19 protein-coding genes are annotated in these 21,635 nt (G+C 70.4%); 16 read left to right on the forward strand and 3 right to left on the reverse strand.

Features of this window, described 5'->3' with window-relative positions; genetic code table 11:
• Window positions 1-188: 188 nt before the first annotated feature.
• The 12 genes from SGA01_RS39130 (at window position 189) to SGA01_RS39190 (ending at window position 14,528) form a co-directional block, all read left to right on the forward strand.
• Window positions 189-1,829, forward strand: coding sequence for a peptide ABC transporter substrate-binding protein (locus SGA01_RS39130; RefSeq protein WP_141303023.1), 1,641 nt, complete (start codon window positions 189-191; stop codon window positions 1,827-1,829).
• Between the two features lie 174 nt (window positions 1,830-2,003).
• Complete coding sequence (locus SGA01_RS39135; protein ID WP_055641508.1) at window positions 2,004-2,936, forward strand: ABC transporter permease; 933 nt, start codon at window positions 2,004-2,006, stop codon at window positions 2,934-2,936.
• A complete protein-coding gene (locus SGA01_RS39140) occupies window positions 2,929-3,882 on the forward strand; it encodes an ABC transporter permease (RefSeq protein WP_141303025.1) in 954 nt (317 codons plus the stop codon). Before SGA01_RS39135 ends, SGA01_RS39140 begins: the two co-directional genes overlap by 8 nt.
• Before the next feature lie 14 nt (window positions 3,883-3,896).
• On the forward strand, window positions 3,897-4,955 hold the full coding sequence (locus tag SGA01_RS39145; RefSeq protein WP_055641506.1) for an ABC transporter ATP-binding protein: 1,059 nt from the start codon (window positions 3,897-3,899) through the stop codon (window positions 4,953-4,955).
• On the forward strand, window positions 4,948-6,036 hold the full coding sequence (locus SGA01_RS39150) for an ABC transporter ATP-binding protein (RefSeq protein ID WP_055641505.1): 1,089 nt from the start codon (window positions 4,948-4,950) through the stop codon (window positions 6,034-6,036). The genes SGA01_RS39145 and SGA01_RS39150 overlap by 8 nt, the downstream gene beginning before the upstream one ends.
• 258 nt (window positions 6,037-6,294) lie before the next feature.
• Entirely contained in the window at window positions 6,295-7,425 is a 1,131-nt protein-coding gene (locus tag SGA01_RS39155; RefSeq protein ID WP_141303027.1) for a peptidoglycan recognition protein family protein, read from the forward strand.
• Between the two features lie 161 nt (window positions 7,426-7,586).
• The gene (locus SGA01_RS39160) at window positions 7,587-9,221 is read left to right on the forward strand and encodes a peptide ABC transporter substrate-binding protein (protein WP_141303029.1); all 1,635 of its coding nucleotides are present in this window, start codon (window positions 7,587-7,589) and stop codon (window positions 9,219-9,221) included.
• 181 nt (window positions 9,222-9,402) lie between these two features.
• On the forward strand, window positions 9,403-10,326 hold the full coding sequence (locus SGA01_RS39170; RefSeq protein WP_141303031.1) for an ABC transporter permease: 924 nt from the start codon (window positions 9,403-9,405) through the stop codon (window positions 10,324-10,326).
• Entirely contained in the window at window positions 10,319-11,305 is a 987-nt protein-coding gene (locus tag SGA01_RS39175) for an ABC transporter permease (protein WP_141303033.1), read from the forward strand. The genes SGA01_RS39170 and SGA01_RS39175 overlap by 8 nt, the downstream gene beginning before the upstream one ends.
• Before the next feature lie 6 nt (window positions 11,306-11,311).
• On the forward strand, window positions 11,312-12,295 hold the full coding sequence (locus tag SGA01_RS39180) for an ABC transporter ATP-binding protein (protein WP_141303035.1): 984 nt from the start codon (window positions 11,312-11,314) through the stop codon (window positions 12,293-12,295).
• Window positions 12,288-13,385, forward strand: coding sequence for an ABC transporter ATP-binding protein (locus SGA01_RS39185; protein ID WP_141303037.1), 1,098 nt, complete (start codon window positions 12,288-12,290; stop codon window positions 13,383-13,385). Before SGA01_RS39180 ends, SGA01_RS39185 begins: the two co-directional genes overlap by 8 nt.
• A 192-nt stretch (window positions 13,386-13,577) precedes the next feature.
• Window positions 13,578-14,528, forward strand: coding sequence for a hypothetical protein (locus tag SGA01_RS39190; RefSeq protein WP_229917625.1), 951 nt, complete (start codon window positions 13,578-13,580; stop codon window positions 14,526-14,528).
• A gap of 1 nt (window position 14,529) precedes the next feature.
• Here the strand turns inward: SGA01_RS39190 and SGA01_RS39195 are convergent, their stop codons facing one another.
• The gene (locus SGA01_RS39195) at window positions 14,530-16,689 is read right to left on the reverse strand and encodes a S9 family peptidase (protein WP_141303039.1); all 2,160 of its coding nucleotides are present in this window, start codon (window positions 16,687-16,689) and stop codon (window positions 14,530-14,532) included.
• Between the two features lie 169 nt (window positions 16,690-16,858).
• Here SGA01_RS39195 and SGA01_RS39200 point away from each other — a divergent pair, with 169 nt between their 5' ends.
• The 4 genes from SGA01_RS39200 to SGA01_RS39220 all read left to right on the forward strand — a co-directional run bounded on the left by SGA01_RS39200 (window position 16,859) and on the right by SGA01_RS39220 (window position 20,787).
• A complete protein-coding gene (locus SGA01_RS39200; protein ID WP_024756440.1) occupies window positions 16,859-17,053 on the forward strand; it encodes a hypothetical protein in 195 nt (64 codons plus the stop codon).
• A 36-nt stretch (window positions 17,054-17,089) separates the two neighbouring features.
• Window positions 17,090-17,980 carry an N-acetyl-1-D-myo-inositol-2-amino-2-deoxy-alpha-D-glucopyranoside deacetylase gene (gene mshB / locus SGA01_RS39205; protein WP_141303041.1) on the forward strand — a complete coding sequence of 297 codons (891 nt, stop codon included), beginning with the start codon at window positions 17,090-17,092 and terminating at the stop codon, window positions 17,978-17,980.
• The gene (locus SGA01_RS39210; RefSeq protein WP_141303043.1) at window positions 17,977-18,429 is read left to right on the forward strand and encodes a DUF6113 family protein; all 453 of its coding nucleotides are present in this window, start codon (window positions 17,977-17,979) and stop codon (window positions 18,427-18,429) included. The genes mshB and SGA01_RS39210 overlap by 4 nt, the downstream gene beginning before the upstream one ends.
• Window positions 18,430-18,603: 174 nt before the next feature.
• Window positions 18,604-20,787, forward strand: a complete 2,184-nt coding sequence (locus SGA01_RS39220) for a peptidoglycan binding domain-containing protein (protein ID WP_174867691.1) — start codon at window positions 18,604-18,606, stop codon at window positions 20,785-20,787.
• A 97-nt stretch (window positions 20,788-20,884) separates the two neighbouring features.
• Here SGA01_RS39220 and SGA01_RS39225 read toward each other — a convergent pair whose 3' ends face one another.
• Both SGA01_RS39225 and SGA01_RS39230 read right to left on the reverse strand, forming a co-directional pair.
• On the reverse strand, window positions 20,885-21,109 hold the full coding sequence (locus tag SGA01_RS39225) for a hypothetical protein (RefSeq protein ID WP_141303047.1): 225 nt from the start codon (window positions 21,107-21,109) through the stop codon (window positions 20,885-20,887).
• A gap of 113 nt (window positions 21,110-21,222) precedes the next feature.
• On the reverse strand, window positions 21,223-21,585 hold the full coding sequence (locus SGA01_RS39230) for a DUF1304 domain-containing protein (protein WP_055641493.1): 363 nt from the start codon (window positions 21,583-21,585) through the stop codon (window positions 21,223-21,225).
• Window positions 21,586-21,635 lie beyond the last annotated feature (50 nt).

Genomic DNA, 21,635 nt, shown 5'->3' on the forward strand with positions numbered 1-21,635 from the left:
AAGTGTGGTTTACAGCCCGGGCGTACTTAATAGTTGGCTCCATTGAGCTCGGGTCAATGGGTCACGCACTGTGGGGAGTGCCGACTCACGAGCACACTCGGGGCACTTGAGTCCAACGCCGTCAGGGGTGTCGGCGAAACTCGAAGTGCCCCTCTTGTAGTGACAAGTGGACTCATGAGGAGGAACCCATGCGCGGTGCCAAGAGCGCCAAGTGGGTAACGGGCGCGATCATCGTCGCCCTGGCTGCGACCGCCTGTGGCGGGGGTAAGGGCGACGACGCCGGCAACGGCAAGGGCGCTGTTGACCCGAACGGAATTTTCTCCATCGAGCTGGGCGAGCCTGAGAAGCCCCTGCTCACCGGTGACACGATGGAGTCCAACGGCTCCGCGGTCATGGCCGGCCTGTTCTCGACCCTGGTCGACTACAAGGCTGACGGCTCGCTGGAGATGATCAACGCCGAGTCGGTCACCACGACGGACTCGAAGACCTGGACGGTCAAGCTCAAGCCGGGCTGGACCTTCCACGACGGCACCGCCGTGACCTCGAAGTCCTACGTGGACGCGTGGAACTGGAACGCCAGCCTGAAGAACGCCCAGGGCCTCGCGTCCTGGTTCGCGGACATCAAGGGCTACGACAAGGTCCACCCGGACGCCGAGGGCGCCAAGCAGACCGCCGACAAGCTCGAGGGTCTGACGGTCGTCGACGAGACCACCTTCAAGATCGAGCTCTCGAAGGCCGTCCCGTACTTCGGTCACAAGCTGGCCTACATCGTCTTCGCGCCGATGGCCGAGTCCTTCTACAAGGACCCGACCGCGGGCGGCCTGAAGCCGGTCGGCAACGGTCCCTACAAGTTCAAGGCCTGGGACCGCAAGAAGAAGATCGAGATCACTCGATTCGACGGCTACAAGGGCCCGAACAAGGCGAAGAACGGCGGTGTGGTCTTCAAGAACTACACCACCCTCGAGGCCGCGTACGAGGACCTGAAGTCCGGCAACGTCGACGTCCTGCGTCAGATCGCGCCGAAGGACCTCCCGGTCTACCGTCAGGACCTCGGCGACCGTGCCGTGGACCAGGCGTACTCCGCCATCCAGACCATCGCCGTCGCCTTCTACTCTGACCAGTGGAAGAAGCCGAAGCAGATCGACCCCCGCGTCATCCAGGGTCTGTCCATGGCGATCGACCGTGCCACCATCACCAAGACGGTGCTGCAGGGTACGCGTGAGCCGGCGACCGGCTGGGTCGCCAAGGGTGTCCTGGGCTTCCAGGAGGACGGTGGCGCCGGCGTCACCAAGTTCGACCCGGCGAAGGCCAAGGAGCTCATCAAGGCCGGCGGCGGCGTCCCCGGCAACAAGATCTCCATCCAGTTCAACGCCGACGGTGGCCACAAGGAGTGGGTGGACGCTGTCTGCAACTCCATCACCCAGGCCACGACCGTCCAGTGTGTCGGCGACGGCAAGCCGGACTTCCAGGCCGACCTGACCGCTCGCAAGACCAAGCAGGTCAAGTCGCTCTACCGCTCCGGCTGGGTGCTCGACTACCCGGTGAACGCCAACTTCATCTCGGACCTGTTCCGCACGGGTGCGGCGGGCAACCAGGGCGACTTCTCCAACAAGGAGCTGGACGCCAAGATCGCCAAGGCTGACTCCGCGGCGACGCTGGACGAGTCGGTGAAGCAGTTCCAGGCCATCGAGAAGGACCTGGTCAACTACATGCCGTCCATCCCGCTCTGGTACTACAAGGTCAACGCGGGCTACTCCGAGAAGGTTTCGGGCGTGGCTTACGGCCAGGACGGCGACCCGATCCTGACCGGCGTCGAGGTCAAGAAGTAATCAACCGAGCGTAGTCCGCACGCCGTCTCGGGACTGACGGATCGTCAGTCCCGTCTCGGTGCCTTACGCAGTGGCTGGGGGGCCCTTCCACGACATAGCCGTGCCCGGATACGGGCATAGCTGTGCCATGGGAGGGCCCGTCGGTTGCCGCTGTCACATCTCAACGGAGGCATGATGGGGCGTTATGTCGCACGACGACTGCTCCAGATGATCCCGGTTTTCATCGGGACGACCCTGCTGATCTTCCTCATGGTGCGCAGCCTGCCCGGTGATCCCGTGCTGGCGATGTTCGGCGACAAGGGCGCCGACCCGGCGACTCTCGCCGCGAAGCGCCATGAGCTGGGCCTTGACCGGCCCCAGTGGGTGCAGTACGTCACATATATGTGGGACATGATCTGGCACCAGGACTTCGGTACCCAGATCCGTAACGGCCGACCGGTCACGGAAGTGCTCGGCGACGCGTTCCCCATCACGCTCCAGCTGGCGGCCCTCGCGTTCGCCATCGAGCTGATCTTCGGTATCGGCCTGGGCATCATCGGTGGTCTGCGCGCCGGCCGTCTGGCCGACAACGCGATCCTGATCTTCACCCTGCTGATCATCTCGATCCCGGTCTTCGTTCTCGGCTACATCATCAAGATGGTGTTCGCCTTCAACCTGGGCTGGATCGCACCGAACGTCAGCACCGAGCCGGTCCTGAGCGAGATGCTCGCTCCGGCCATTGTGCTCGGCGGTCTCTCGCTCGCCTATGTGGCGCGGCTCACCCGTACGTCCATGGCGGAGAACCTGCGCGCCGACTACATGCGTACGGCCGTCGCCAAGGGCCTGCCGCGGCGCCGTGTCATCGGCGTCCACCTGATGCGCAACTCGATGATCCCCGTGGTCACCTTCCTCGGCACCGACATCGGCGCCCTCATGGGCGGCGCGGTCGTCACCGAGGCGATCTTCAACATCAAGGGAATCGGCGGCGTCATCGCCGAGTCGATCTCCCGGCGCGAAGGTTCGACCCTGGTGGGCCTCGTCACCATCCTGGTGATCGTCTACCTCGTCACCAGCCTGCTCATCGACCTGCTGTACGCGGTCCTGGACCCGAGGATCCGGTATGCCTGACGTGACCAAGACCGCCACCGCAGTCGAGGACGCCGTCGCCACCCCCTCGGTGGACGCGTCCGCTCCGGCGGCGAAGTCGGAGAAGGCCCGCAGCCTTTGGGGCGATGCCTGGGCCGACCTGCGCCGCAACCCGTACTTCATCGTCTCCTCCGTGCTGATCGCGCTGCTGCTGCTGATCTCGGCGTGGCCGACCCTCTTCACCAGCGCGTCCCCGACCGCCGGTGACCTGGTCCACCACTTCCTGAGCAAGCCCGAGCTGGGCAGCATCGGTTCGCCCGAGTGGCTGGGCTACGACCAGCAGGGCCGCTCCGTGTACGCCCGACTGATCCACGGCACCCGCGCGTCGATCATCGTCGGCATCTGCGTCACCGCGATCGTCACCTTCGTCGGCGGCATCATGGGCATGATCTCCGGCTACTTCGGCGGCTGGGTCGACGCGGTTCTGTCCCGCCTGACCGACGTCTTCTTCGGCATCCCGTTCCTGCTCGGCGCCATGGTCGTCCTGCAGGCCTTCGTCGAGCGGACCGTCTGGGTCGTCGTCTTCGCCCTCGCGTTCCTCGGCTGGACCCAGATCACCCGCGTCATGCGCGGTGCCGTGATCACGGTCAAGCAGGCCGACTACGTCCACGCGGCCAAGGCCCTCGGCGCCGGCACGACCCGGATCCTCTTCCGGCACATCCTGCCCAACGCCATGGCCCCCGTGATCGTCGTCGCGACCATCGCGCTCGGCGGCTACATCTCGGCCGAGGCCACCCTGTCGTTCCTCGGCCTGGGCCTCGCCGCCCCGACCGTCTCGTGGGGTGTCGACATCTCCGCGGGTGTCGCCCAGATCCGAGTGGCCCCGCACGTCCTGCTCTGGCCCTCGATCATGCTGAGCCTCACCGTTCTGGCGTTCATCATGCTCGGCGAAGCCGTCCGCAACGCCCTCGACCCCAAGCTGCGCTGAGGAGGGCGTAAAAGATGAGCATCATCGACAACACCGCGACCGTCCCCGCGCCGCGCGGGGGAGCCGACCACAACGGTCCGCTGCTCGAAGTCCGCGACCTGCACGTCGAGTTCCACACCCGTGACGGTGTGGCCAAGGCGGTCAACGGAGTCAACTACTCGGTGAACGCCGGCGAGACCCTCGCCGTCCTCGGCGAGTCCGGCTCCGGCAAGTCCGTCACCGCGCAGGCCATCATGGGCATCCTCGACATGCCCCCGGGCAAGATCCCGCACGGCGAGATCCTGTTCCGTGGCGAGGACATGCTGAAGATGTCCGAGGAGGAGCGGCGGAAGATCCGCGGCCGGAAGATCGCGATGATCTTCCAGGACGCGCTGTCCTCCCTCAACCCGGTCCTCTCCGTCGGCTACCAGCTCGGCGAGATGTTCCGCGTGCACCACGGCATGTCCAAGAAGGACGCCAAGGTCAAGTCCATCGAGCTGATGGACAAGGTCAAGATCCCCGCCGCCAAGGCGCGGGTCAGCGACTACCCCCACCAGTTCTCCGGTGGTATGCGCCAGCGCATCATGATCGCCATGGCGCTCGCCCTGGAGCCGGACCTGATCATCGCCGACGAGCCCACCACGGCTCTCGACGTGACCGTCCAGGCCCAGGTCATGGACCTCCTCGCGGAGCTCCAGCAGGAATACAACATGGGTCTGATCCTGATCACCCACGACCTCGGCGTCGTCGCCGACGTCGCGGACAAGATCGCCGTCATGTACGCGGGCCGGATCGTCGAGCAGGCCCCGGTGCACGAGCTGTACGGGCGCCCCGCGCACCCGTACACCCGAGGCCTCCTGGACTCGATCCCGCGCCTGGACCAGAAGGGCCAGGAGCTCTACGCGATCAAGGGCCTGCCGCCGAACCTGCTCAAGGTGCCCACCGGCTGCGCCTTCAACCCGCGCTGCCCCAAGGCCGACGACATCTGCCGTACGGAGATCCCGGCCCTGGCGCCGGTGACCGAGCAGGACGGCTCGGATCTCCCGGGCCGTAAGAGCGCCTGCCACTTCTGGAAGGAGACGATCCATGGCTGACATCGGCAAGAACGACGAGGCCGTGGCCGCCGCTCTCGACGCCCCTGTGGGCCGCGGCGAGCCGATCCTCCAGGTGCGCAACCTGCAGAAGCACTTCCCGCTGACGCAGGGCATCCTCTTCAAGAAGCAGGTCGGTGCGGTCAAGGCCGTGGACGGGGTCTCCTTCGACCTCTACCAGGGCGAGACCCTCGGCATCGTGGGCGAGTCCGGCTGTGGCAAGTCCACGGTCGCCAAGCTCCTGATGAACCTGGAGCGGGCCACCGCCGGCGAGGTCTTCTACAAGGGCCAGGACATCACCAAGCTGTCCGGGCGCGCGCTGAAGGCCGTCCGCCGCAACATCCAGATGGTGTTCCAGGACCCGTACACGTCGCTCAACCCGCGTATGACGGTCGGCGACATCATCGGTGAGCCGTACGACATCCACCCCGAGGTGGCCCCGAAGGGCGACCGGCGCCGCAAGGTGCAGGAGCTCCTCGACGTCGTCGGTCTGAACCCGGAGTACATCAACCGGTACCCGCACCAGTTCTCCGGCGGTCAGCGCCAGCGCATCGGCATCGCCCGAGGCCTCGCGCTCAACCCGGAGATCATCATCTGCGACGAGCCGGTCTCGGCCCTGGACGTCTCCGTCCAGGCGCAGGTCATCAACCTGATGGGGAAGCTGCAGGAGGAGTTCAACCTCTCCTACCTCTTCATCGCGCACGACCTGTCGATCGTCCGGCACATCTCGGACCGCGTCGGCGTCATGTACCTCGGCAAGATGGCCGAGATCGGTACGGACGAGCAGATCTACGAGCACCCGACGCACCCGTACACCCAGGCCCTGCTCTCGGCCGTCCCCGTCCCGGACCCGCAGGCGCGCGCGCACCGCGAGCGGATCATCCTCACCGGTGACGTCCCCTCGCCGGCCAACCCGCCGTCGGGCTGCAGCTTCCGCACCCGCTGCTGGAAGGCGCAGGAGCGCTGCTCCCAGGAGACGCCGATCCTCGCGGTCCCGGCGCGCTTCCAGGGCCAGAACACCCCGGCCGCCCACTTCTCGGCGTGCCACTTCGCCGAGGAGAAGCAGGTCGTCCCGGTGCACTGACGCACCGAAGCGCCATCCGATCCGGTTCGCCCGGACACCGAGAGGCCCCCGCCACCCGCAAGGGTGCCGGGGGCCTTTCGCGTTCCCGTTGTCCGCGTGCGACTCCCAGGGGGCCTCGCGGGGGTTTTTGCGGCGGCGACGGGACGGCGTACACGGCGCGGGCCGACGGCAGGGACATCCTCGGCTGGGCGTGCGAGGTGCGCGCCCTAAGAGAGCCCTCCGGACCACCGCACCGGCAGCCACGAAGGACGATCGCCCATGACCACGGTCACCGGACCGAACCCCCGCCGCCGCACCCTCCTCACCGGCGCCTTCGCCCTCGGCGCCGCCACCGTCCTGCCCGTCGGCCTCGCCGACCGGGCGCGGGCCGCCGCCGACGCCCCCGTCATCGCGGACTGTGCCGTCTGGGGCGCCCGCCCGCCCGGCGGCCCCCTGACGATCCTCCCCACCCCTCCGGTCAAGATCATCGTCCACCACACGGCGACTCCCAACGTCACCGACCACTCCCAGGAACAGGCCTTCCGGCTCGCCCGCTCCATGCAGAACTGGGCGATGGAAGGACGGAGTTGGACCGACACCGGGCAGCACTTCTCCATCAGCCGCGGGGCGTACGTCGTCGAGGGCCGGCACGGCAGCCTGGCCGAGCTCCGACGCGGGACCCGGACCGTCGAGTCCGCGCACTGCACCGGACAGAACGCCGTCGCCATCGGCATCGAGAACGAGGGCACCTACACCTCGGTCGACCCGCGCGGCGCGCAGTACGCGGCGCTCGTCGACCTGTGCGCCCACATCTGCCGCCAGTACGGGCTGCGGGCCTACCAGATCTACGGCCACCGGGACTTCAACGCCACCGACTGCCCCGGCGACCGCCTCTACGTCCTGCTGCCGCAACTGCGGCGGGACGTCGCCGCGCGGATCGGCGGCGACCCGACGGCGCCGCTCTGGCCGGTGCTGCGCGCGGGCGACACGGGCGGCACGGGCGGCGAGGGCGGCGCAGGTGACGCGGGCGGCGCAGGCGCCACGGGCGACCAGGTGCGGGCGCTCCAGCACCTGCTCGTCGGCCGAGGGGCGGCGCTCACCGCCGACGGGTCGTTCGGCCCGGCCACCGAGAAGGCGGTGCGCGACTTCCAGGGCCTGGTGCACGCGACCGCCGACGGTCTGGCGGGCAACCAGACCTGGCACCAGCTCGTCGCCCCCGTACGGCGGGACGCGTCGGGCGAGGCCGTCAGGGCCGTACAGGTCCTGCTCGGCGCGCGTGGCGTCCCCACCGCGGTCGACGGCGTCTTCGACGCCGGCACGCAGACCGCGGTCACCACCTTCCAGACGGCCGCGGGCCTGCCCGCCGACGGCGTCGTCGACGCCCGTACCTTCGGCCGCCTGCTCGGCTGACCCGGCCCGATCGGAAGGACACTCCCAGGACCGTCACCCGCCGGGCGGCGCTCGCCGCCGTCGTCGCCGTCGCACCGATGGGTGCCGACAACATGCACGCCTCCTGATTTCGGGTCATATTGAGCCCTAAGTCACACTTAGGGACATATGGGAGGCACTCCATGCGCGGAGCCACGCACGCCAAGTGGGCCGCTCTGGCCACCGCAGTCGCCCTCGCGGCGACCGCATGTGGCGGCGGCGACGACAGTGGCGGTGGTGGTGGCGGAGGGGCCGACGGCATCGTGACCTCCTCGTGGGGAGACCCGCAGAACCCACTGGAGCCCGCCAACACCAACGAGGTGCAGGGCGGCAAGGTCCTGTCCATGATCTTCCGGGGGCTCAAGCAGTACGACCCGAAGACCGGCGAGGCCAAGGACATGCTCGCCGAGAAGATCGAGACGACCGACTCGATCAACTTCACCATCACGGTCAAGGACGGCTGGACCTTCTCCAACGGCGAGAAGGTGACCGCCAAGTCCTTCGTCGACGCGTGGAACTACGGCGCCGATCTGAAGAACAACCAGAAGAACGCCTACTTCTTCGGCCAGATCGAGGGCTACGACAAGGTCCACCCCGAGAAGGGCGAGCCGTCCGCCACGTCCATGTCCGGCCTCAAGGTCACCGGCCCCCAGACCTTCACGGTCAAGCTCACCCAGAAGTTCTCCACCTGGCCCATCACCCTCGGCTACGCGGCCTTCTCACCGCTGCCCCAGGCCTTCTTCGACGACCGCGCCGCCTGGCTCTCGAAGCCCGTCGGCAACGGCCCGTACACCGTCGACTCCTACTCCAAGGGCTCCGAGATGGCCCTCAAGAGGTGGGACGGCTACCCCGGGACCGACAAGGCCCAGAACGGCGGCATCACCCTCAAGGTCTACACCGACAACAACACCGCCTACACCGACCTGACGGCCGGAAACCTCGACCTCGTCGACGACATCCCCGCCGCCCAGCTCAAGAACGTCTCCGCCGACCTCGGCGACCGGTACATCAACGTCCCCGCCGGCATCATCCAGACCCTAGCCTTCCCGTTCTACGACGCGGCCTGGAACAAGCCCGGACAGGAGAAGCTCCGCCAGGGCATCTCCATGGCGATCGACCGGAACCAGATCACCGAGACGATCTTCCAGAAGACCCGTACCCCCGCCGTCGACTGGACCTCCCCGGTCCTCGGCGAGGAAGGCGGCTTCAAGGACGTCTGCGGCGACTTCTGCAAGTACGACGCGGCCGAGGCGAAGAAGCTCGTCGCCGAGGGCGGCGGCATCCCCGGCGGCACCATGAAGATCTCGTACAACGCCGACACCGGCTCCCACAAGGAATGGGTCGACGCGGTCTGCAACTCCATCAACCGGGCCCTCGGCAACGACACGGCCTGCGTCGGCAACCCCGTCGGCACCTTCGCCGACTACCGCAACCAGGTCACGACCCAGAAGCTCCAGGGCCCGTTCCGCGCCGGCTGGCAGATGGACTACCCGCTCATCCAGAACTTCCTGCAGCCGCTGTACTACACCAACGCCTCGTCCAACGACGGCAAGTACACCAACCCGGAGTTCGACAAGCTGGTCAACCAGGCCAACGCCGAGTCCGACATCGCCAAGGCCGTCGGGCTCTTCCAGCAGGCCGAGGGCATCCTCCGCGACGACATGGGCGCCGTGCCGCTCTGGTACCAGAACGGCAGCGCCGGCTACTCGGAGCGCGTCTCCAGCGTGACGCTGAACCCGTTCAGCGTCCCGGTCTACGACCAGATCAAGGTCAACTGACGCCGTAGGAGGTCGGCGGCGTACGGCCCGGCCAGCGGAGACCGCCGCGCCGGGCCGTACGCCTTCCACCGCCTCCCCGGAGCCGGCCTCCTCCCGGAGCACCTCCTCCCGGAGCACCTCCTCCCGGAGCCCTCCTCCACGGAGCCAACCCCCTACCCGGAGCCAACCCCCGGAGCCCCCCATGGGTCGTTATGTGATCCGGCGACTGCTGCAGATGATCCCGGTCTTCTTCGGCGCCACGCTGCTGATCTTCCTGATGGTGAACGTGATGGGCGACCCCATCGCCGGTCTGTGCGGCGACCGCCAGTGCGACCCGGCGACCGCGGCGCAGCTGGAGAAGGAGTTCGGACTCGACAAGCCCGTCTGGCAGCAATACCTGACCTACATGGGCAACGTCTTCACCGGCGACTTCGGCACCGCCTTCAACGGCCAGGAAGTCACCGAGCTGATGGCCAGCGCCTTCCCGGTCACCATCCGCCTGACCATCGTCGCCATCTTCTTCGAGATCGTCATCGGCATCAGCCTCGGCGTCCTCACCGGCCTCAAGCGCGGCCACCCCATCGACACCTCCGTGCTGCTGCTGACTCTGATCGTGATCTCCATCCCGACCTTCGTCACCGGCCTCATCCTCCAGCTCCTCCTCGGAGTGGAGTGGGGCTGGATCAAGCCGGCCGTCTCCAGCGACGCACCGTTCAACGAACTGATCGTCCCGGGCCTCGTCCTCGCCTCGGTCTCCCTCGCGTACGTCACCCGGCTCACCCGGACCTCGATCGCCGAGAACAAGCGGGCCGACTACGTCCGCACCGCGACCGCCAAGGGCCTGCCCCGCCACCGGGTCATCACCCGCCACCTGCTGCGCAACAGCCTCATCCCCGTGGTGACCTTCATCGGCACCGACATCGGCGCGCTCATGGGCGGAGCCATCGTCACCGAGCGGATCTTCAACATCCACGGTGTCGGCTACCAGCTCTACCAGGGCATCCTCCGCCAGAACACCCAGACCGTGGTCGGCTTCGTGACCGTCCTCGTCCTGGTCTTCCTGGTGGCGAACCTGCTCGTCGACCTCCTGTACGCCGTCCTTGACCCGAGGATCCGCTATGCCTGAGCAGCCTCAGCCGTTCGACGACGGCCGCGCGATCAACCACACCGGCGCCGGAGGCGGGACCGACCTCGCGATGGACGAGGGCGAGACGCTGGAGAAGACGCCGGGCGGCCCAGAGGGCACCGGCCCCGACAAGAAGCCGCGCTCCCTCTGGTCCGACGCCTGGCACGACCTGCGCCGGAACCCGATCTTCATCATCTCCGGCCTGATCATCCTCTTCCTCGTGGTCATCGCCATCTGGCCGCAGCTCATCGCCAGCGGCAACCCCCTCGACTGCGACCTCTCCAAGGCGCAGGAGGGCTCCCAGCCCGGCCACCCCTTCGGCTTCAACGGCCAGGGCTGCGACGTCTACACCCGTACCGTCTACGGGGCCAGGGCCTCCCTCCAGGTCGGCGTCTTCGCCACCCTCGGCGTGACCCTCCTCGGCTCCGTCCTCGGCGGCCTCGCCGGATTCTACGGCGGCGCTTGGGACGGCCTCCTCTCCCGCATCACCGACGTCTTCTTCGCCATCCCCGTCATCCTCGGCGGCCTCGTCCTGCTCTCCGTCGTCAGCAGCAACAGCGTCTGGCCCGTCATCGGCTTCATGGTGCTCCTCGGCTGGCCGCAGATCTCCCGCATCGCCCGCGGCTCCGTCATCACCGCCAAGCAGAACGACTACGTCCAGGCCGCCCGCGCGCTCGGCGCCTCCAACAACCGCATGCTGCTCCGGCACATCGCGCCCAACGCCCTCGCGCCCGTCATCGTCGTCGCGACGATCGCCCTCGGCACGTACATCTCGCTCGAGGCCACGCTCTCCTTCCTCGGCGTCGGCCTCAAGCCCCCGACCGTCTCCTGGGGCATCGACATCTCCTCGGCCGCCCCCTACGTGCGCAACGCGCCGCAGATGCTCCTCTGGCCCTCCGGCGCGCTCGCCATCACGGTGCTCGCCTTCATCATGCTCGGCGACGCCGTCCGCGACGCCCTCGACCCGAAGCTGAGGTAGGGACCCATGCTGCTCGAAGTGCGCGACCTGCACGTGGAGTTCCACACCCGGGAGGGGGTGGCGAAGGCGGTCAACGGCGTCAACTACTCCGTCGACGCGGGGGAGACCCTCGCCGTCCTCGGCGAGTCCGGCTCCGGCAAGTCCGTCACCGCCCAGGCCGTCATGGGCATCCTCGACATCCCGCCGGGCAAGATCAGCGGCGGGGAGATCCTCTTCCAGGGCCAGGACCTCCTGAAGCTCAAGGAGGACGAACGGCGCAAGATCCGCGGAGCCAAGATGGCGATGGTCTTCCAGGACGCGCTGTCCTCGCTCAACCCCGTCGTCAGCGTCGGCGACCAGCTCGGCGAGATGTTCCAGGTCCACAAGGGCATGTCGCGCAAGGACTCCCGGGCCAAGGCCGTCGAGCTGATGGACCGGGTCCGCATCCCCGCCGCCAAGGAACGCGTCGGCCAGTACCCCCACCAGTTCTCCGGCGGCATGCGCCAGCGCATCATGATCGCGATGGCGCTCGCCCTCGAACCCGAGCTGATCATCGCCGACGAGCCGACCACCGCCCTCGACGTCACCGTCCAGGCCCAGGTCATGGACCTCCTCGCCGAGCTCCAGCGCGAGCTCAACATGGGGCTCATCCTCATCACCCACGACCTCGGGGTCGTCGCCGACGTCGCCGACAAGATCGCCGTCATGTACGCGGGCCGGATCGTCGAACATGCCCCCGTCCACGAGATCTACAAGGCCCCCGCCCACCCCTACACCCGGGGCCTCCTCGACTCGATCCCGCGCCTGGACCAGAAGGGCCAGGAGCTCTACGCGATCAAGGGCCTGCCGCCCAACCTCCTCGCCATCCCGCCCGGCTGCGCCTTCAACCCGCGCTGCCCCCTGGCCCGGGACCGCTGCCGCACCGAAGAGCCCCCGCTGTACGACGTGACCGAGTCCCCGGTACCGCGCGCCAGCGCCTGCCACTTCTGGAAGGAGTGCCTCCATGGCTGAGGCGATTCTCGAAGTCCGGGACCTCCACAAGCACTACCCGCTGACCCAGGGCATCCTCTTCAAGAAGCAGGTCGGCGCGGTGAAGGCCGTCGACGGCGTCGACTTCGACCTCGCCGCCGGAGAGACCCTCGGCATCGTCGGCGAGTCCGGCTGCGGCAAGTCGACGGTCGCGAAGATGCTGGTCAACCTGGAGCGGCCGACCTCCGGATCGATCCGCTACAAGGGCGACGACATCACCACGCTGTCCCCGCGCGCCCTCAAGGCCGTCCGCCGCAACATCCAGATGGTCTTCCAGGACCCGTACACCTCGCTCAACCCGCGCATGACGGTCGGCGACATCATCGGCGAGCCGTACGAGATCCACCCCGAGGTCGCCCCCAAGGGCGACCGGCGCCGCAAGGTCCAGGACCTCCTGGACGTCGTCGGCCTCAACCCCGAGTACATCAACCGCTATCCGCACCAGTTCTCCGGCGGCCAGCGCCAGCGCATCGGCATCGCCCGCGGCCTCGCGCTCCAGCCCGAGATCATCGTGGCCGACGAACCCGTCTCCGCCCTCGACGTCTCGGTCCAGGCACAGGTCGTCAACCTCCTGGCGAACCTCCAGACCGAGTTCTCCCTCTCGTACGTGTTCATCGCCCACGACCTCTCGATCGTGCGGCACATCTCCGACCGGGTCGGCGTCATGTACCTCGGCCGGATCGTCGAGATCGGCAGCGACGCCCAGATCTACGACCACCCGACCCACCCGTACACCCAGGCCCTGCTCTCGGCCGTCCCCGTCCCGGACCCGGAGGCGCGCGCCCACCGCGAGCGCATCATCCTCACCGGCGACGTCCCCTCCCCGGCCAACATCCCCTCCGGCTGCCGCTTCCGCACCCGCTGCTGGAAGGCCCAGGAGCGCTGCGCCCTGGAAGTCCCGCTGCTCGCAGTCCCGGCGGTCTTCCGCCTCACGGACAGCCCGGCGAAGCACGACTCGGCCTGCCACTTCGCGGAGGAGAAGCAGGTGGTCCCCCCGGAGAACGGCGAGAACGGCGAGGAGCACGAAGAGACGAACGGGACGAACGGCGGGGACACGCCCAAGTCGCTTTAACCCGCGGGCAATGCGGCCGACTCGGCTCCGATATACGGACACGGCACGATCGTCGACGTACGGCCGTGCGGGTGCCGTGAGCCGGCCGGGGGCGCATCAGCGACCCCCGGCCGGCCGCTCCCGCCCCCCTCGTCACCCCCGTCCATGCGGAACCGCTTGTTTCGGTGGGTCGCGACCGTGAGTATCGGGTCCGTGACAGTGACACGCCCGGCACGTCTCACGGGCGCCGCGCTCTGCGCCGCGCTCGCCCTCATAGCCGCCGTGTGGATCCTCAAGGACCTCGCCGCGCTCGGCTCACCCGCCGACCTCGCGTGGTCATGGACCGGGGACCCAGGCACCACGTACCTCGTGAGGGGTCGGGTCGCCACGTCCCTCGCCGACCCCCTGCTCCTCGTCGTCTGCGTCGCCACCGCCGTCGCCGCCCTGCGCTCCCGCCACGCGGCCTCCGCGCTCGTCGCGGCCGGCGCGGTGACCCTCGCCCTGCGCCTGCCCGGCCTCTGGGCGCCCGGGAGCGGCGCGCTCGTCACCGCCCTCCTCGAACTCGCCCTCGCCACCGGCCTCGTCGCCACCGCCGCCGCGGGCCGCCGCCGGGCCGACGGTCCGCACGAGCAGCTGCCCACCCGGCCCCGCACGGGCCCGGCCGTCACCGCCGGGATCCTCCTCGCCGTCGGTGCCGTCTCCGTCGTCCTGTGGGAGGCGTACACGGCCTTCGAGCTTCCCCCGGAGATCACCGTCGACCGGTTCCTCGGCGGCCGGTCCCTCATGGGGCCGATCCTCTCGCCTCCGCCCGGCTGGCTGGCGGTGATCCTCGTCGCGCTGTACGGCACCGCCGCCGTCTCCGCCTTCGCCCGCGCCCGTCACACCCGGGCCTTCGGACTGCTCGCCGGGGCGTTCCTGACGGCGACCGGCCTCGCCCTCCTCGCGAGGGTCGTCCGCTTCGAGCTGATCCCGTACTTCGCGGAGGCCCGCACCGTCGAGCAGATGTACGTCCTCACCGCCGTCCTCGAGGTGCTCGGCGGCATCGCGGTGCTCGTCCTCCTCGCCGGCCGCGGCGCCCCGGCCGCCACGCCCGACCCCTACGGCCCGTACGGCTCGTACGGGGCGCCCCCGGCCCCGCCGTACCCGCCGCCGCCCGGCTGGTGACCTACTCCTTCCTCGCGAGGGACCTCTTCAGGAAGTCCACCTGGAGCAGGAGCAGGTTCTCCGCCACCTGCTCCTGCGGCGTCATGTGCGTGACCCCGGACAGCGGCAGCACCTCGTGCGGCCGGCCGGCCGCGAGCAGGGCCGAGGAGAGCCGCAGCGCGTGCGCGAACACCACGTTGTCGTCGGCGAGGCCGTGCACGACCATCATCGGCCGCGCGGGCTCCTCCGGCGCCGTCAGACCGTGGTCGCCGAGCAGCGACTGCGCCGCGTACACCTCAGGATCGTCCTGCGGGGTGCCGAGGTACCGCTCCGTGTAGTGCGTGTCGTACAGCCGCCAGTCCGTCACCGGCGCCCCGGCGACCGCCGCGTGGAAGACGTCCGGCCTCTGGAGCACCGCCCGGGCGGCGAGGTAGCCGCCGTAGGACCAGCCGCGGATCGCCACCCGGTCCAGGTCCAGCGGGAAGCTCCCGGCCAGCGCGTGCAGCGCCTCCACCTGGTCGTCGAGCGAGGGGGACAGATCGCGCAGGAGCGCCTTCTCCCAGGCGGGGGAGCGGCCCGGCATGCCGCGCCCGTCCGCCACGATCACCGCGAAGCCCTGGTCGGCGAACCACTGGGACGTCAGATAGGCGTGGTGCGCGGCGAGCACACGCTGACCGTGCGGACCCCCGTACGGATCGAGGAGCACCGGAAGGGGGCCGTCCCCCTCCGTGTATCCCGTGGGCAGCAGCACCGCGCAGGGGATCCGCCGCGCACCCGCCTCCGTGAGCCGTACCCGCGCGGAGACCACCGGCTCCTGCGCGTACGAGCCCACCACGGCGACCTCCTCGCCGTCCCGCAGCACCCGCGCCACGCTCCCGGGCACGTCCGGCCGCGACGAGACCAGCACCGTCACCGGACCCGAGCGCGCCGCCCGGTGCACCCCGACCCCCTCGGAGAGCCGCTCCGCGCCCCGGTCGGTCACCCGGTACACATGGATCTCGCCGGTCTCCGGCGCCGCGGCCGCCGCACCCGCCGAAGCCGATACGAGGACGTCGTCCTCCCCGAAGCCGAGCACCGCCCTGACGTGCAGCGTCCCGTCCGTGAGGAGCCGGTCCCCGACGGCGAGGGCCCGCGCCCCGCTCTCGTCCGTGACCCGGACGAGCCGCCCGTCCGGAGCCCACGCGGGCACCCCCGGCAACAGCTCCAGCCACGCGGGGTCCTCCTCCGCCCGCACGGTCGCGGTCTTCCCCGACTCCGTGTCCACCGCGAGGTTCAGCTGGGCCCGCTGGTCCCGCGCCTGGACGAGCAGCAGCGGCGCCCCGGCCGCCGACCAGTGCACGCGCGCGAGGTACGGATACCGCTCCCGGTCCCACACCACCTCCGTACGCGCCCCGTCGAGGCCCATGAGGAAGAGCCGCACCTCGGCGTTGTCCGTCCCCGCCGCCGGGTACGCGACCTCCTGGGGCGCCCGCCCGGGATGCGCCGGGTCGGCGATCCACCAGCGGCGTACGGCCCGGTCGTCCGCGCGGGCGACGAGCAGCCGGTCCGAGTCGGGGGACCACCAGAATCCGCGGTCCCTGCCCATCTCCTCCGAGGCGATGAATTCGGCCAATCCGTAAGAGACGTGGCCGTCTTCCGGAACGGCGAGCTCCAGATCGCCGGAACCGTCCGCTCCGATCACCCGCAGCGCGCCCCCGGCCACGTACGCGACGAGCCGCCCGTCCGGCGAGGGACGCGGGTCGATCACCGGCCCCGGCACCGGGAGGTCCCGCGCCGTCCCCGCCCGCAGTTCCGCCGTGAACAGCCGCCCTGACAGGGCGAACGCCGCCAGCTCCACGGCCGCGTCCACCGCGTACCCCACGATCCCGCCCGAGCCCTCCCGGCTCCGCTCCCGGCGCGCCCGCTCCTCCGCGGACAGCTCCTCCGCCGCTCCCGCGAGCAGCGTCGCGGGATCGGCGGCCACCCGCTCCACCGGCGAGCCGTCCGACGGAAGGTCGAGAACCCACAGCTTGTGCGAGCGATCGGTGCCCGAGGCGGATCTGACGAACACGACGCGCTCCCCGTCCGGCGAGACCGAGAAACCGCGGGGAACGCCCAGCGTGAAGCGCTGGGTCCGGGCCTGCTGGCGGGGGAAGGAGAGCGCGGCCAGGGGTGCGGCCGACGGCTGTCGAGGCGAGGTCATGCGGCTGAAACTAGCGCCGTGCGCCCCCCTCGTGCCCCTGTCCGCCGATCGATGCGATGGCACGGATAGTTATGATCCGTAGCGCTAGGTGGGTATGTACCCGACTGGCACATGCTCGTTGACCGAACCGCTCGAATATCCGACCGAAGAAGTGTGGAGGTGGACCGCCGTGGCACTCTCGATTTCGGTGGTGGTGCTGCTGGCGATCGTCGTCTTCCTGCTGATCCGGAAATCCGGGCTGAGGGCGGGACATGCGGCGATCTGCGCGCTCCTTGGCTTCTACCTGGCGAGCTCCTCCATCGCCCCGTCCATCAGCACGCTCACGACGAACGTGGCGAGCATGATCGGCGGCCTGAAGTTCTGACCTCGTAGGGCGCGGCGGGTCTCGTAGGCTGGGGCCATGACCGATCTTCCCGCCCGTCGTCTGCTCCTCGTGCACGCGCACCCGGACGACGAGTCGATCAACAACGGCGCCACCATGGCCAGGTACGCGGCCGAGGGCGCCCTTGTCACGCTGGTCACCTGCACGCTCGGCGAGGAGGGCGAGGTCATCCCGCCCGCCCTCGCTCATCTGGCCCCCGACCGCGAGGACCGGCTCGGACCGCACCGCGTCGGCGAACTCGCCGCCGCGATGACCGAGCTGGGCGTCACCGACCACCGCTTCCTCGGCGGCCCCGGGCGCTTCCGCGACTCCGGAATGATGGGCGCCGAGCAGAACAAGCGCGAGAACGCCTTCTGGAACACGGACGTCGACACCGCCGCCCCCCACCTCGTCGAGGTGATCCGCGAGACCCGCCCCCAGGTCCTCGTCACCTACGACCCCGACGGGGGCTACGGCCACCCCGACCACATCCAGGCCCACCGGGTCGCCACCCGCGCCGCCGAACTCGCCGCCGACCCGGACTACCGCCCCGACCTCGGACCCGCCCACACGATCGCCAAGATCTACTGGAACCGTGTCCCCCGCCCGGTCGCCGAGGCCGGCTTCGCCCGGCTCCGCGCCGAGGGCTCCGCCTTCCCCGCCGTCGCCGCCGTCGACGACGTCCCCGGGGTCGTCGACGAGGACCGGATCACCACCGAGATCGCCGCGGACCCGGAGCTCACGGCCCGCAAGAGCGCGGCGATGGCCGCGCACGCCACCCAAGTCGCGGTCGACGGCCCCTTCTTCGCCCTCTCCAACGACCTGGGCCAGCCGATCTTCACCACCGAGTACTACGAGCTGGTCCAGGGCGCCCCCGGCGCCCCCGCCGGCGTCCGCGAGACGGACCTCTTCGCGGGGGTGACCTCGTGAGCGCCGCCCCCCGGGCCTCCTCGGGCGGCTCCTCCCGGGCCTCCTCGGGCGGTTCCCCGCGGACCCCCGCCCCGGCCCCCGCACCGGCCCCCCTCCCGACCTCCCGGGGCGCCCGATACGCCTGGTACGGCGTCCTGGTCGTCCTCGGCGCCCTCGTCGGGGGCGCCGGAGCCCTCGTCCAAGCCGCGTGGTTCCCCGCGGGCTTGCTTCTCGGGCTCCTCGCGAGCGCCGCCGTCTTCTACGGAGGGCTCCGGGCCACCGGTGCCCAGGTCGGCGTGGTCGCCGCGGGCATGGGCTGGCTCGTCGCCGTCATCGTGCTCAGCTTCGGACGCCCGGAGGGCGACGGGGTGTTCGGCGGAGGAGGCGGAGAGCTGCTGTTCCTCTTCGGAGGCATGGCGATCGCTGTGATCTGCGCCACGTTGTCCCGGCTCCCGCGACCGACCCCGTGAACAGGACGACTTGAGACCGGGGACACCTGACTTCGGCCGGATTGCCCGTCGTCCGCCACCCGGGGGTCGGGTATGCGGCGGCGCTGCCCAGTATGGTGGTGCGCGCCGCCGAACCGCCCGGGTTACACGAGCATCTGCAAGAGCGGGCGGTGGAGCCAACCGGGAGATCCTGCTTTGAGTCGTGAAACTGGTCGAGAGACTGACAGTTCGTCCTCCGGCGCCCAGGGGCGCGGTGGAGCCGCGTACCCCTCGGGTACACCGCCGTACGGATCCCGCCAGTATCCGTCGCTCCACCCCTCGCAGGACGCGCCGGAGGAGACCCCTGCCGCGCCCGCGCCGCCGGAGGAGCCCAAGACCGAGACGACCCTGACGACCCGGATCCGGATCAACATCCCGGGTTCGCGTCCGATCCCGCCGGTCGTCGTCCGCACGCCGGTCACCGAGGCGTCCGCGGCGGAGAAGGCACCGGAGGCCGCGCCCGTGGCCGCACCCGCGCCCGTCGCGGAGCCGACACCGGCTCCGGCGCCCGAGCCGGTCGCGGGTCCTGAGCCGGTGAGCGCCGAGGAGGCGCCGCAGGGGAAGGAGACGAGCGACTGGTTCGCCCCGCGCAAGGCGTCCCCCGCCCCCGCTCCGACCCCGGCCGCGCCCGCCGCCCCGGCGAACCCCGGCCCGCTCTCCGCGGCGCCGGACGCCCCCGGCACGGGCTTCGCGGGCTCCGCCACCTCCGGCGTCCCGACGGTCGGCACGACCCCGTCGAGCCGCCCGGTGACGGCGCACCCGGGTGCCGGCAACCCGCTGTACGAGAGCGGCACCCCGGCCGGAGGCACGCCCCGGTACGAGGGAACGCCCGGCTACGACGGCCCGCCCACGGGCGGAGTGCCGATCTACGACGGCACCCCCTCGGCCGGGACACCGATGTACGACGGGACCCCGGCGGCGGGCACGCCCCGGTACGACGGCACGCCCGCGGGCGGCACGCCCGCGTACCGCGGCCCCGCCGGCCCCAACGGCCCCACCACCGGACCGGTCACCGGCACCGCCTCCCTCGGCGGCCCGGCGCCGACCACGCCGTTCCCGGGCGCACCTCGCGTACCCGGTGCACCCGGCGTACCCGGCGGCGCTCCGCGCATGTCGGACGACACGGCGATCCTGACCCCCCAGCCGCCCGCCCCGAAGCCCGCCCAGGGGCCGGGACCGATGCGCCCGCAGGCCCCCGGCGGCCAGGGCATGGGACCCGGCCAGGGCATGGCGGCCGACGGTGGTGGCCACGTCTCCGGCGACACCCTCACGAGCGGCATCCCGGTCGTCCCGCCGTCGGCGGCCCGACCGAACCTCACCCCGCGCATCGAGACGGCCCCGGCCCCCGCCGCTCCCCGCCCCGCGCCGGCGCCGAGCCGCGCCCCGGCGAAGAAGGGCCGCTCCAAGCTGGCCCTCGTCGCCGTGGGCGTCGTCGGTCTCGCGGGCGTCGCCTACGGCGCCGGACTGCTCCTCAACCACTCCGACGTCCCCAAGGGCACCACGGTGCTGGGCGTGGACATCGGCGGCGGTACGAAGGAGGAGGCCGTCAACAAGCTGGAGGCCGCCCTCGGCAAGCGCGCCGGCGCGCCGCTCCAGCTCAGCGTCGGTGGCAAGAAGGTCCAGATGCCGCCCGAGAAGGCGGGCCTCGCCCTCGACAGCCAGGAGACCGTCCGCGCGGCCGCAGGCAGCGACTACAACCCGGTCTCCGTCATCGGCTCGCTCTTCGGCGAGCAGCGGATCGCCAAGCCGGTGTTCCCGGTCGACGAGGAGAAGCTCGCCGTCGCCCTGCGGGACCTGGCGGGCGCCTCCGCCTCCGCGACCGAGGCGACGATCCGCTTCGCGCCGAACAAGGTGACCCCCATCGAGGGCAAGCCCGGCAACGGCATGGACGTCCAGCGCTCGATGATCTCCGTCCGGGACGCCTTCCGCGCACAGGTCGAGACGGGCCGGAACAAGGTCGTCGAGCTCCCGGTCACCACGCTCAAGCCCTCGATCTCGAAGGCCGAGCTGGACCGGGCGATGAGGGAGTTCGCCCAGCCGGCGATGTCCGACCGCATCACCATCAAGGCGGGCGGCAAGGAGATCCAGTTCGGCCCCGCGAGGTCGCTGCCGCAGATCCTCTCCATGAAGGCCATCGACGGCCGCCTGGTCGAGGTCTACGACAAGAAGGCGATCGAGCGGCTCCTCGACGGAGCCTTCGACGGCATCATGATCACCAAGGGCGACGGCACCAAGCACGAGGTCTCCGCCGACGACGTGGCCTTCGTGATGCGCGACGCCCTGCTGGGCAAGACGAAGGCCGAGCGCACGAAGACGATCGACCTGTCCGGCAACGGCTGACGACCGAGCCGTACCCGCGGCCCCGCACCCCCGTCCGACGACCGCCGGACGGGGGTGTCGCGCGTCAGGACCCGGCGCGGGACGTCCGCGGGCGGGATCACCAGTCGCCCCCGTACCGCCGCTGCTTGGCCCGCAGCCAGGCCTGGATCTCCCGCGTCTCGGCGGGGGACGCCGGGCGGAGGTCGTCCGCGAGGATCGTCGCCACGAAGCGCGTGAACCGCACCCGCCGGTGCGCGCCGTCCACGCCGATGACCTTGCCGGGGCCGTAGACGTCGGTGCCCGTGTGGGCGACGAAGGCGCCGGGGCCGTGAGGGGTGTGCATCGCCAGCCTTTCGCTCTGTGTGTTGTTCCGGTCACACAGTGGCGTGGATCACGTTAGCGCCGACACGGGTGCACGCGTGACAACGCGACCGGCACGCAGGGGCCGTGGTGGGATCAGCCCGCGACGATGACGGCGGAGAGGGCGAGCGCGCCGGGCAGGGCCTGGGCGAAGAGGATGCGGCGGTTGGCGGTGGCGGCGCCGTAGATGCCCGCGATGACGACGCAGGAGAGGAAGAAGATCTTGACGTGGTAGCCGGTGGGGTCGTCGGCGATGAGACCCCAGACGAGCCCGGCGGCGAGGAAGCCGTTGTAGAGGCCCTGGTTGGCGGCCATGGGGGCGGTGGCGCGGGCCATCTCGGCGTCGAAGCCGGAGAAGCCGCGCCCGGTCTCCTTCTCCCAGAGGAACATCTCCATCACCAGGATGTAGAGGTGGAGCAGGGCGATCAGGGCGACGAGGATGTCGGCGGTCAGATCCATGGGCGCATTGTGTCGCGGTACCGGCGGGAGCCGGCGCGCGACGCGGGGGG

This window comes from Streptomyces gardneri (assembly GCF_006539185.1).
Lineage (GTDB): Bacteria > Actinomycetota > Actinomycetes > Streptomycetales > Streptomycetaceae > Streptomyces > Streptomyces gardneri.